Below are 11947 nucleotides of genomic sequence, written 5' to 3' on the forward strand. Positions count from 1 at the left end.
GCCACACAGACGCGGGATGGAGCAGTCTGGTAGCTCGTCGGGCTCATAACCCGAAGGTCGTCGGTTCAAATCCGGCTCCCGCAACCAAACATCAAAAAAGGCTACTCGAAAGAGTGGCCTTTTTTGTATCTGTAGAAAAAGTCCTTTCGCAACAATGATCTGTCACTGTGCAGCGAACCGCCCCGAACCGTCATACCCGCCGAGTCGCGACTAAGCTTGAGTCGCGGACAAGGCGTCGGCATTACGGGAACTGCCCTCGCCGATACCCGGTGAGAGGCGTAGTCTTTTGTGATTATTTTTTTCTACAGGGATTGGTAACTTGGCTGGATACCTCCATCCTGTCGCGCACAATCCAAGAGGTGATTGATGCGCGCCAACTCGTCTGATTCACAAGACACCGTCACAGCGACCCAACCGATCAAACCCGAGCGTCTGCGCTTGCTGGATCGAATCAGCAAATACCGCCAGCCAATCGGTCTGGCCGTCACATTGCTGCTATTCGCCATCGCGCTGATTGCCTGTCGTCATCTGCTGAGCGAGCTTGATCTCGACGCGCTGCACGACTCGATTCTTGACGTCCCGAAACCGGCCCTGCTCGGCGCTTTCGGTGCGACTGTCGTTGGCTTCATTATCCTGCTGGGCTACGAATGGTCGGCCAGCCGTTATGCGGGCGTGACATTGCCACCGCGCACTCTGGCGCTTGGCGGCTTTACCGCATTCGCGATTGGCAACGCCATTGGCCTGTCGCTGCTGTCCGGCGGCTCGGTTCGTTATCGGTTATATGCACGGCATGGACTGGGGGCGTCGGAAGTCGCCCACATGACGTTATTTGCCAGCCTGTCGCTCGGCTGCGCCCTGCCCCCGCTCGCCGCGCTGGCGACCCTCAGCGATTTGCCAGCCGCGTCGCAGGCTCTCGGCTTGTCCGAAGCATTGTTGGGCGGTGTTGCGGCAGCGGTGTTGCTGATCGCCTCGATTCTGGCCATCGGCATCTATCGCCGACGCCTGCCGGAGCAACCGTACCGGGACAACCTGTTGGTCAAGGCCGGACGTCGCACGCTGCGCCTGCCGGGTCGCCGCCTGACTTTTCTGCAACTGGTCATTACGGCCTTTGACGTCGCCGCTGCTGCGACGGTGCTTTATCTGTTGCTGCCGGAAGCGCCACCCTTCGGCGCGTTCCTGCTGGTGTATTTACTGGCGCTGGCCGCCGGCGTGCTCAGCCATGTGCCGGGCGGCGTCGGAGTGTTCGAAGCGATCCTGCTCGCCGCGTTTGCCGAAAAACTCGGTGCCGCACCACTGGCCGCCGCGCTGCTGCTCTATCGCTTGATCTACGTGGTGCTGCCGCTGCTGGTCGCGTGCGTGATGCTGTTGGTCAACGAAGGGCAGCGTCTGTTTCAAACGCAAACCATGCGCGCGGCATCAGGTCTGGCGGCACCGATTCTGGCGGTTCTGGTGTTCCTGTCTGGCGTGGTGTTGTTGTTTTCCGGCGCGACTCCCGAGATCGACACGCGTCTGGAGCACATCGGTTTTCTGATTCCGCATCGTCTGGTCGACGCCTCGCACTTCGGTGCCAGCCTGATCGGCGTGTTGTGTCTGCTGCTTGCCCAAGGCCTGCGCCGTCGCCTGTCCGCAGCGTGGATGCTGACCACCATTTTGCTGCTGGTCGGCGCTCTGCTCTCGCTGCTCAAGGGTTTCGATTGGGAAGAAGCCGTTCTGATGACCCTCACCGCCAGCCTGCTGGCCGTGTTCCGTCGCTCGTTCTATCGCCCAAGCCGTCTGACTGAACTGCCATTCTCGCCGCTGTATCTGGTCGCCAGTCTGTGTGTGCTCGGCGCTTCGGCCTGGCTGCTGCTGTTCGCTTATCAAGACGTGCCGTACAGCCATCAGCTGTGGTGGCAGTTCACCCTGGATGCCGATGCGCCGCGCGGCTTGCGCTCCCTGCTCGGCGCCGCCGTGCTGTTATTGGTGATCGCACTGACCTGGCTGCTGCGTACCGCGCGCCCGGTGATTCATCTGCCGACACCGGATGAACTGGAACGCGCTTCGAAGATATTGATGGCTTCCTCGCAACCCGATGGTGGCCTGTCCCTGACCGGTGACAAGGCGCTGCTGTTTCACCCCAACGACGAAGCCTTTCTGATGTACGCCCGCCGTGGCCGCAGCCTGGTGGCGCTGTACGACCCGATCGGCCCCGGCCAGCAACGCGCCGAGATGATCTGGCAGTTCCGCGACCTGTGCGACATCTACCACGCCCGCCCCGTGTTCTATCAGGTGCGTGCCGAGAATCTGCCGTACTACATGGACATCGGCCTGACCGCGATCAAGCTCGGCGAAGAGGCTCGGGTCGATCTGCTTCGCTTTGACCTGGAAGCCAAAGGCAAAGAGATGAAGGATCTGCGTTACACCTGGAACCGTGGCACCCGCGATGGCTTGTCGCTGGAGATTCATGAACCGGGCCAGGCGCCAATGGATGAGCTCAAGGTGATTTCCGATGCCTGGTTGACCGGCAAGAACGTGCGCGAGAAAGGCTTCTCCCTCGGCCGGTTCAGCGACGATTACCTGAAGCACTTCCGCATTGCGGTAATCCGCTTCGAAGGCCGCCCGGTGGCATTCGCCAACCTGCTTGAGACTTATAGCCATGATTTGGCCAGTCTCGACCTGATGCGCGCGCACCCGGACGCCCCGAAACTGACCATGGAATTCATGATGGTCGGCCTGATTCAACACTATAAGAGTCACGGATACGCGCGCTTCAGCCTGGGCATGGTGCCGTTGTCGGGGTTGCAACCCCGGCGTGGTGCACCGCTGACCCAGCGTCTGGGCTCGATGGTATTCCGCCGTGGTGAGCAGCTGTACAACTTCCAAGGCTTGCGCCGCTTCAAAGATAAATTCCAGCCTGACTGGGAACCTCGTTATATGGCCGTGCCCGCCGGACTCGATCCGCTGGTGGCGCTGGCCGACACTGCTGCCCTGATCGCGGGCGGCTTGACTGGATTGGTGAAACGCTGATGATTCAACGCTCCCTGAAGTACATCCTGGCCGCGCTGATTGTGCTGGCCGTGATTGCCGGCGGCGGTTTCTGGTACCTCAAACGCCCGGCACCGGAACCAACGCTCGAACCTATTACGGCGGCAGACGGCACCGTTTTGACCCGCGTCATCCCCGGCACCAAACCCAAGGCGCAGGTGCTGGTCGCGGTCAACGACGACCAGAAACTCTCTGAAAAGCAACTGACCACCCTGAGCCGCACCGCCTCGGCGCAGATCGTTCAAGTGATTCTGCCCAAGGATTGCCTGCTGCAAAGCCGCGCCCTGCAAACCGGCCTGCGCGAACTGAACGGCCCGGCCACACTGGTCAGCGGCATCGGCCCGGGCGCCGTGCTGGCCTGGCGCTGGTTGTCGGAACAGAAAGACGACAAGGCTCAAGCCGTGTCAGTTGATCTGGCCCTGGAAAAACCCGGCTGCACCCACCTGCTGCCGAAGTCTGCCGCCCACGGCCACTGGCTCGCGGCGTGGAACGACAACCCGGACGACACCAGCGCCGGTTTCGTGCGCGATCAGCCGAACGCCGAAACCAGCATCAGCGACTACGACATCAATCTGCCGCAAGTGCTGAACAACGAACTGCGAAAAATCCTCGTCGGCGGAGACAAGGCCAACGGCGGTCTGGCGATTCCGGTGGTCGAAGTGCCGGCCGGTCAGGCCAAGGACACCGTCACCCTGTTCCTCTCCGGCGACGGCGGCTGGCGCGACCTCGACCGCGACGTGGCGGGGGAAATGGCCAAGATCGGCTACCCGGTCGTCGGCATCGACACCCTGCGCTACTACTGGCAGCACAAAAGCCCTGAGCAAAGCGCGCTGGATCTGACCGAACTGATGCAGCACTACCGGCAGAAATGGGGCACCAAACGCTTCATCCTCACCGGCTACTCGTTCGGCGCCGACGTCCTGCCAGCGATCTACAACCGCCTGCCGGACACCGAACAGCAACGCGTCGACGCGATCATCCTGCTCGCCTTCGCCCGCACCGGCAGCTTCGAAATCGAAGTTGAAGGCTGGCTCGGCAACGCCGGCAAAGAAGCCGCCACTGGCCCGGAAATGGCTAAACTGCCACCGGCCAAGGTCGTGTGCATTTATGGTGAAGAAGAGGCCGATGAAAGCGGCTGCACTGACAAGACTGCGGTGGGTGAAGCGGTGAAACTGCCGGGTGGTCATCACTTCGATGAGAACTATCCTGCGCTGGCAAAGCGCTTGGTGGACTTGATCCAGAAGCGTCAAGCGGCTGAAGAGTAATCTGAAACGCCCAAACAAAAAGCCCCCGCAATTTTGGAGTGCGGGGGCTTTTTACATTCCGGCAGCCGCCAAAGTCTCCTGTGGGAACGAGCCTGCTCGCTCCCACAGCGACATTGCGCTGGATTCGGATATCAATGCCTCCAGGCATATCTGCCAGACGTTTATTTTCGTTTACTTCCAGTCTCGCAATATCGGATGACGCCGACAGACCCTGTGGGCAAACTCCGAATCTCGTGTTTGGGCACTTAGCCGCCCTGTCGCGCTGTTTTTTGACGGGATACTCTCCGCACGTCGCTGACCCATTCAGCGATCGGGTGTGGTAACCCGGAGAAACCAGCGCAACAGCACGTCCATCACGTTATGGCAGCTGTGCGTGGGACGCCTTCGGGCGTGCCGGTTTCCTTGGTTCCCGGTTTACCACCCTGCGTACAGCTCCCTCCTTTCGCGTGGTAACGAAAGTCGCGGCACTTCGAACCAAGGAGTAACACGATGACCGAAAATGATCCGCACGGATCAGCACACCTTAAAACCATCGGCTTCACCCCTTTCCTCTACAACGCGGATCAAGCGTTCTTCAACGTTCGTTCCGGCATCCCGATCATCGATGCCTTGTCCCAATCCTCCGACCTGCTGTACCTCGCCAAATCCTTCGCAGAAGACGCTGCCTACGCCAAAGACACCGACCGCCATGCCTGGGCCGCGCATTATCTGACGGTGATGGGCAAGGCCTTGATCGACGATGTGATACAAGCGCGGCTGCCACGACCTGCGCGCACGAAGACCGAGTCCGAAGCAGAGAAGCCTGAAGGCCTGTAGCGGCTGGATTTTGTGGTGAATGAACGGGCCTCATCGCTGGCAAGCCAGCTCCCACAGGAATTTGTGCTGGATCAGGGGCTAAGTGCACAGGCACAAAAAAGCCCCCGCCAGCAAGGCTGACGGGGGCTTTTCAATGGGGCGGGGATTACATCTCGACTTGCGTCCCCAACTCAATCACCCGGTTCAGCGGCAGATTGAAGAAGCGCAGATTGCCGTTGGCATTTTTCAACATGAACGCGAACAACGCCTCGCGCCAACGCGCCATGCCTTCGAGTTTCGAGGCGATCACCGTTTCGCGGCTGAGGAAATACGTTGTGCGCATCGGGCTGAAATCGAGCTCATCCAGATGACACAGTTTCAGCGCCTGCGGCACGTCCGGCTCGTCGGTGAAGCCAAAGTGCAGGATCACCCGGAAGAAACCTTCACCGTGGGCCTCCACTTCAAAGCGCCGGGATGGCGGCACACGCGGGATGTCTTCGTAGACCACCGTCAGCAACACCACTTGCTCGTGTAAAACCTGGTTATGCAGCAGGTTGTGCAGCAACGCGTGTGGCACGGCGTCGGAGCGCGCGGTGAGGAACACCGCGGTGCCCTGCACGCGATGCGGCGGCTGCACGCGGATGCTGCTGATGAAGATCGGCAGCGGCAACGCGCCTTCGTCGAGGCGCTCGACCAGCAATTGCTTGCCGCGCTTCCAGGTGGTCATCAGCACGAACAGGGCGATACCGGCGATCACCGGGAAAGCGCCGCCCTGGACGATTTTCGGAACGTTGGCGGCGAAATAGAGGCCGTCCACCAGCAGGAAGCCGAGCAACACCGGTACCGCGAGGATTGGCGGCCATTTCCAGAGCAGCAGCATCACGGCCGACACCAGAATCGTGGTCATCAGCATAGTGCCGGTCACGGCCACGCCGTACGCCGAAGCCAGGGCGCCCGAGGATTCGAAACCGAGCACCAGCAGGACGACGCCGACCATCAGCGACCAGTTCACCGCGCCGATGTAGATCTGGCCTTGCTCTGCGCTGGAGGTGTGCTGGATGTACATGCGCGGAATGTAACCGAGCTGGATCGCCTGACGGGTCAGGGAGAACGCGCCGGAAATCACCGCTTGCGAAGCAACGACCGTGGCCATGGTTGACAAGCCGACCAGCGGAATCAGTGCCCAGCTTGGCGCCAGCAGGTAAAACGGGTTACGCGCCGCGTCCGGGTTTTCCAGCAGCAAGGCGCCCTGACCGAAGTAGTTCAGCATCAGCGCCGGCAGCACCAGGAGGAACCAGGCCCGTGCGATCGGCTTGCGGCCAAAGTGGCCCATGTCGGCGTACAGCGCTTCAGCGCCGGTCAGAGCCAGAACGACCGCACCAAGAATCGCCACGCCCATGCCCGGATGGACGATGAAGAAGCGCACCGCCCACACCGGGTTCATCGCTTTCAACACTTCCGGATGATGGCTGATGCCATAGACGCCGAGGGCGCCGAGCACCACGAACCAGGTGACCATGATCGGCCCGAAGAGAATGCCGATCCGCGCCGTGCCGTGTTTCTGGAGCAGAAACAGCGCCACCAGCACGATCAGCGACAACGGCACGACCCAGTGATCGATGCCGTCGAATGCCAGGCCCAGCCCTTCAATCGCTGACAGTACGGAAATCGCCGGGGTGATCATGCTGTCGCCATAGAACAGCGCCGCGCCGATCAGCCCGCAGACCACCAGCAGCATGCGCAGCTTCTGATGCCCCGCCGCCGCTCGTCGGGCCAGTGCGGTGAGCGCCATAATGCCGCCCTCCCCCTGGTTGTCGGCACGCAGCACGAACATCATGTATTTGATCGAGACGACCCAGATCAGCGACCAGAAAATCAGCGCCAGAATCCCCAGCACGCCGTCGTGGTTGACCGGCACACCGTAACCTCCGGAAAACACTTCTTTGAGGGTGTACAACGGGCTCGTCCCGATGTCGCCGTAAACCACCCCGACTGCGGCGACCAGCATGCCGATCGGCCTTGCGCCCGAATGCTCGGCGCCTGCCGCGTGACCACTTGCCTGACCCATCCAACACTCCTGATTCAAGACCGGCTTCTTTAAATGAAGCACTATGCTTTTGCTGCGGCATGCTGCCGATTTACGTGCTGTTACAGACGTTTCATTGACTGTAAAAATTCAGTCAGGCGCAACGGCGCGAAGCATAGCGCAGCACTCGTCGTATTTCCCTGCATAAAGCTGGTCAAGTGCGCTGCTCATCGCTAGAATTGCGCACTTTTTGATCAGAGGCGCAGTTCAAGCGCCCGTCCGTCGGTTTCCGAACCAGGCAAACGACGTCACAAAACACCGAGGTTAGACATGTCCACCACTCCTGCGCCGGCCAACCCAAAGGTTGGCTTCGTTTCTCTGGGTTGCCCGAAAGCGCTGGTCGACTCCGAACGGATCCTGACCCAGCTGCGCATGGAAGGCTATGACGTCGTGTCCACGTATCAGGACGCCGATGTCGTGGTGGTCAACACCTGCGGCTTCATCGATTCGGCCAAGGCGGAGTCGCTGGAAGTGATCGGCGAAGCGATCAAGGAAAACGGCAAGGTTATCGTCACCGGCTGCATGGGCGTGGAAGAAGGCAACATCCGCAACGTGCACCCGAGCGTGCTGGCCGTGACCGGTCCGCAACAGTACGAACAAGTGGTCAACGCCGTGCACGACGTTGTACCGCCGCGTCAGGATCACAACCCGTTGATCGACCTGGTGCCACCGCAAGGCATCAAGCTGACCCCGCGCCACTATGCGTACCTGAAGATTTCCGAAGGCTGCAACCACAGCTGCAGCTTCTGCATCATCCCGTCGATGCGCGGCAAACTGGTCAGCCGCCCGGTGGGCGACGTGCTCGACGAAGCTCAGCGTCTGGTGAAATCCGGTGTGAAGGAGCTGTTGGTCATTTCGCAGGACACCAGCGCTTACGGCGTCGACGTGAAATACCGCACCGGCTTCTGGAACGGCGCGCCGGTTAAAACCCGCATGACCGAACTCTGCGAAGCGTTGAGCACCCTCGGCGTCTGGGTGCGCCTGCATTACGTTTATCCGTACCCGCACGTTGACGAGCTGATCCCGTTGATGGCGGCCGGCAAGATCCTGCCGTACCTGGACATCCCGTTCCAGCACGCCAGCCCGAAAGTCCTCAAGTCGATGAAGCGCCCGGCGTTCGAAGACAAGACCCTGGCACGAATCAAGAACTGGCGCGAAATCTGTCCGGATCTGATCATCCGGTCGACCTTCATCGTCGGCTTCCCCGGCGAAACCGAAGAAGACTTCCAGTACCTGCTGAACTGGCTGACCGAAGCCCAGCTCGACCGCGTCGGCTGCTTCCAGTATTCGCCGGTGGAAGGCGCTCCGGCCAACGATCTGAACCTGGACATCGTGCCGGACGACGTGAAGCAGGATCGCTGGGATCGCTTCATGGCGCACCAGCAGGCAATCAGCTCGGCGCGTCTGCAAATGCGCGTCGGTCGTGAAATCGAAGTGCTGGTGGATGAAGTCGACGAGCAGGGCGCAGTTGGCCGCTGCTTCTTCGACGCCCCGGAAATCGACGGCAACGTGTTTATCGACAACGGCAGCAACCTCAAGCCGGGCGACAAGGTCTGGTGCAAAGTGACCGACGCCGACGAATACGACCTTTGGGCCGAACAGATCTGACACCGAAACACCCCGTGTAGGAGCTGCCGCAGGTTCTACACGGGTTGCGCAGAATTTGAAGCCTCGCTCTTTTTATGGGATGCGGGGCTTTTTTAGGTCTATCGTTTGCTGAGGGACGGACTCATTACCAGCGAGGCCAGCAGGCATGCGCCACCATTCGGTCATCCACACGCCGAAACTGAGTGACTATCAGGAACTGACCCGGGTCTGGGAGGCCTCGGTGCGGGCGACCCACGACTTTCTCCCGGACACTTACATTGAGTTACTGAAAAACCTGGTGCTGAATCGCTATCTGGATGCGGTGATGCTGATCTGCACCAAGGACGTTCATCAACGCATCACCGGTTTCGCCGGCGTTGCTGCGGGCAAGGTCGAAATGCTGTTCATCGATCCGGATCATCGTGGCCAGGGACTGGGCAAGAAACTGCTGCATTATGCGATGGAACACCTGAATGCGTATGAGCTGGACGTCAATGAGCAGAATCCGCAGGCGTTGGGGTTCTACATCAAGCAAGGTTTCGAAGTGATCGGCCGTTCGGAAGTCGACGGCATGGGCCAGCCGTATCCGCTGCTGCATATGCGCATGCGGCAAAGCCAGCGACAGGCACGCAACGCCTGACCAGCAGGACACTTGTGAGAGCTGGCTTGCCAACTATGCAGGCGATGCGGTGCATCAGAAGTACCGAGGTGGTGCTATCGCTGGCAAGCCAGTTCCCACAGGAAAAATAGCCGCCCAATAAATGGAACCGGGCTTAACCGGCGCCAGGCAGGTACAATGCCCACCCCTTTTTTGTTACGGCCCTGTCATGACTGACCCGATCCGCCTCTCTAAACGCCTCATCGAACTGGTCGGTTGCTCCCGCCGCGAGGCCGAGCTGTTCATTGAGGGCGGCTGGGTCACCGTGGACGGCGAAGTCATCGACGAGCCGCAGTTCAAGGTCGGCGACCAGAAGGTCGAACTCGACAAGGACGCCCAGGCCACCGCGCCGGAGCCGGTGACAATCCTGCTCAACGTGCCGGCCGGCACGGACGCGGACACCGCGATGCAGACGCTCAGCACCGAAACCCTCAGTGAAGAGCACCGCTTCAGCAAGCGCCCGCTGCGTGGCCATTTCGTGCGCCTGACCGCCAGCACAGACCTGCAACCCAAGGCCAGCGGTCTGCTGGTGTTTACTCAGGACTGGAAAATCCTGCGCAAACTCACCGCTGACGCGGCCAAGATCGAGCAGGAATACGTGGTCGAAGTCGAAGGCGACATGGTCGCCCACGGCCTCAACCGCTTGCAGCACGGCCTCACCTACAAAGGCAAGGAACTGCCGCCGGTCAAGGTCAGCTGGCAGAACGAAAATCGCCTGCGCTTTGCCATGAAGAATCCGCAGCCGGGCATCATCGCTCAGTTCTGCGAAGCGGTCGGCCTGAAGGTCATCGGCATCCGCCGCATTCGCATCGGCGGTGTGTCCATCGGCAAGGTGCCGGTCGGCCAATGGCGCTACCTGTCCGGCAAAGAGAAGTTCTAAGGCTCCTCTCGCCGCCATACATTTCGGCGCCGCGCGATGCCGCGACGCCCACAGTTGAATATCAGGACTGCACACATGATTCATAACGACGTACTGCGCAGCGTGCGCTACATGCTCGACATCAGCGACAAAAAAGTCATCGAGATCATCAAGCTTGGCGGCATGGATGTCGCGCTGGACGATCTGGTGACCTACCTCGACAAGAAAGAGGAAGACGAAGAAGGCTTCGTGCGCTGCCCGGATGAAGTCATGGCGCACTTCCTCGATGGCCTGGTGATTTTCAAGCGCGGCAAGGACGACAGCCGTCCACCGCAGCCGATCGAAGTGCCGGTGACCAACAACATCATCCTCAAGAAGCTGCGCGTTGCCTTCGAACTGAAGGAAGACGACATGCACGCAATCCTCAAGGCTGCCGAATTCCCGGTGTCCAAGCCTGAGCTGAGCGCGCTGTTCCGCAAGGTCGGCCACAACAACTACCGTCCGTGCGGCGACCAGTTGCTGCGCAATTTCCTCAAGGGGCTGACGCTTCGCGTTCGCCCGCAATAATGCCGCGCAGTCCTGTGTAGGAGTTGTCGCAGGCTCCTACACAGGGGGCATGTTGATATGTCCCTTCATTTCCCGAAGAAATAGTGGCTCCGCTTTTCGCGGCTGACGACTAGGGTGTACTGAACCCCAGCCCTCAGGATTCGCCATGCATCCGTATTTTTCCCTTCAAGGCCGCACCGCGCTGGTGACCGGCGGAACTCGTGGTATCGGCAAAATGATCGCCAAAGCGTTCGTCGAGGCCGGCGCCATCGTGTACGTGTGTTCCCGCGATGCCGAAGCCTGCCATCAAACGGCCGAAGAACTGGGCGCTTTCGGGATCTGCCATGGCGTTGCCGCCAATCTGGCCAGCGAGGAAGGTGTGCAGCAATTGGCCGCTCGACTGGGCGAACAGATTACTCATCTGGATATTCTGGTGAATAACGCCGGTACGACGTGGGGCGCGCCGCTGGAGAGCTACCCAGTCAGAGGCTGGGAAAAGGTCATGCAGCTCAATGTGACCTCGGTGTTCAGTTGTATCCAGCAATTCTTGCCGCTGCTGCGTAAGGGTGGCTGCGCCGCGAACCCGGCGCGGATTATCAACATCGGTTCGGTGGCGGGAATTTCATCCTTTGGCGAGCAGGCCTACGCCTATGGGCCGAGCAAAGCAGCGCTGCACCAGTTGTCGCGAATTCTCGCCCGGGAACTGGTGAGCCAGCACATCAACGTCAACGTCATCGCACCGGGACGTTTCCCCAGCAAAATGACCCAGCACATCGGCAGCGATGAGCAGGCGTTGGCCGAAGACACTGCGCTGATCCCGATGAAACGCTGGGGTCGTGAAGAGGAGATGGCGGCGCTGGCGATCAGCCTGGCGAGCACGGCCGGGGCGTACATGACCGGGAATATCATTCCGCTGGATGGGGGGTTCAGCCTCTGAGATTGGCAGTGCGACTATCGCTGGCAAGCCAGCTCCCACAGGGATTTTCAGTGGACTCAGGTTTGGCGCGCGACACACATCTTGTGGGAGCGTGGCTTGCCCGCGAAGGCGTCAGCCCAGTCACCACAGAGTTGAGGCTGAACGGGTTATCATGCCTGCCCTGATTCTCGCCTCGACCCTAGACCATGAC

Annotated in this window: 9 protein-coding genes and 1 tRNA gene; 9 read left to right on the forward strand and 1 reads right to left on the reverse strand. The window is 60.4% G+C overall.

The annotated features are described in order from the left end of the window. Positions 1-10: 10 nt before the first annotated feature. The 4 genes from GIW69_RS25740 (at position 11) to GIW69_RS25755 (ending at position 5105) form a co-directional block, all read left to right on the forward strand. A tRNA-Met gene (locus GIW69_RS25740) sits at positions 11-87 on the forward strand. Between the two features lie 279 nt (positions 88-366). Next, entirely contained in the window at positions 367-3006 is a 2640-nt protein-coding gene (mprF, locus tag GIW69_RS25745; RefSeq protein WP_236485594.1) for a bifunctional lysylphosphatidylglycerol flippase/synthetase MprF, read from the forward strand. Then, positions 3006-4289, forward strand: a complete 1284-nt coding sequence (locus GIW69_RS25750; RefSeq protein ID WP_236485596.1) for an AcvB/VirJ family lysyl-phosphatidylglycerol hydrolase — start codon at positions 3006-3008, stop codon at positions 4287-4289. The genes mprF and GIW69_RS25750 overlap by 1 nt, the downstream gene beginning before the upstream one ends. A 489-nt stretch (positions 4290-4778) precedes the next feature. Then, positions 4779-5105 (forward strand): DUF3077 domain-containing protein, encoded by a 327-nt coding sequence (locus tag GIW69_RS25755; RefSeq protein WP_236485597.1) that lies wholly within the window; start codon positions 4779-4781, stop codon positions 5103-5105. Positions 5106-5250: 145 nt separating this feature from the next. On the opposite strand, the gene GIW69_RS25760 is transcribed toward GIW69_RS25755, so the two are convergent. Next, a complete protein-coding gene (locus tag GIW69_RS25760; RefSeq protein ID WP_236485598.1) occupies positions 5251-7152 on the reverse strand; it encodes a potassium transporter Kup in 1902 nt (633 codons plus the stop codon). A gap of 288 nt (positions 7153-7440) precedes the next feature. Here GIW69_RS25760 and rimO point away from each other — a divergent pair, with 288 nt between their 5' ends. The 5 genes from rimO (at position 7441) to GIW69_RS25785 (ending at position 11757) form a co-directional block, all read left to right on the forward strand. Beyond that, positions 7441-8778, forward strand: a complete 1338-nt coding sequence (gene rimO / locus GIW69_RS25765; RefSeq protein ID WP_236485599.1) for a 30S ribosomal protein S12 methylthiotransferase RimO — start codon at positions 7441-7443, stop codon at positions 8776-8778. Between the two features lie 145 nt (positions 8779-8923). Further along, complete coding sequence (locus GIW69_RS25770) at positions 8924-9397, forward strand: GNAT family N-acetyltransferase (protein ID WP_236485601.1); 474 nt, start codon at positions 8924-8926, stop codon at positions 9395-9397. Between the two features lie 187 nt (positions 9398-9584). Then, positions 9585-10295 carry an rRNA pseudouridine synthase gene (locus GIW69_RS25775; RefSeq protein ID WP_236485602.1) on the forward strand — a complete coding sequence of 237 codons (711 nt, stop codon included), beginning with the start codon at positions 9585-9587 and terminating at the stop codon, positions 10293-10295. 75 nt (positions 10296-10370) lie between these two features. After that, the gene (locus GIW69_RS25780; protein WP_236485604.1) at positions 10371-10841 is read left to right on the forward strand and encodes a DUF1456 family protein; all 471 of its coding nucleotides are present in this window, start codon (positions 10371-10373) and stop codon (positions 10839-10841) included. Between the two features lie 145 nt (positions 10842-10986). Beyond that, positions 10987-11757, forward strand: a complete 771-nt coding sequence (locus tag GIW69_RS25785) for an SDR family oxidoreductase (protein ID WP_236485605.1) — start codon at positions 10987-10989, stop codon at positions 11755-11757. The last annotated feature ends 190 nt before the right edge of the window (positions 11758-11947 follow it).

It is taken from the genome of Pseudomonas syringae (assembly GCF_021605415.1).
In the GTDB taxonomy this organism is placed as follows: domain Bacteria; phylum Pseudomonadota; class Gammaproteobacteria; order Pseudomonadales; family Pseudomonadaceae; genus Aquipseudomonas; species Aquipseudomonas syringae_S.

Bases quoted from the DNA above. Each gene is read 5' to 3' on its own strand.
- mprF (WP_236485594.1), top strand. From the start codon at position 367: ATGCGCGCCAACTCGTCTGATTCACAAGACACCGTCACAGCGACCCAA.
- GIW69_RS25750 (WP_236485596.1), top strand. From the start codon at position 3,006: ATGATTCAACGCTCCCTGAAGTACATCCTGGCCGCGCTGATTGTGCTG.
- GIW69_RS25755 (WP_236485597.1), top strand. From the start codon at position 4,779: ATGACCGAAAATGATCCGCACGGATCAGCACACCTTAAAACCATCGGC.
- GIW69_RS25760 (WP_236485598.1), bottom strand. From the start codon at position 7,152: ATGGGTCAGGCAAGTGGTCACGCGGCAGGCGCCGAGCATTCGGGCGCA.
- rimO (WP_236485599.1), top strand. From the start codon at position 7,441: ATGTCCACCACTCCTGCGCCGGCCAACCCAAAGGTTGGCTTCGTTTCT.
- GIW69_RS25770 (WP_236485601.1), top strand. From the start codon at position 8,924: ATGCGCCACCATTCGGTCATCCACACGCCGAAACTGAGTGACTATCAG.
- GIW69_RS25775 (WP_236485602.1), top strand. From the start codon at position 9,585: ATGACTGACCCGATCCGCCTCTCTAAACGCCTCATCGAACTGGTCGGT.
- GIW69_RS25780 (WP_236485604.1), top strand. From the start codon at position 10,371: ATGATTCATAACGACGTACTGCGCAGCGTGCGCTACATGCTCGACATC.
- GIW69_RS25785 (WP_236485605.1), top strand. From the start codon at position 10,987: ATGCATCCGTATTTTTCCCTTCAAGGCCGCACCGCGCTGGTGACCGGC.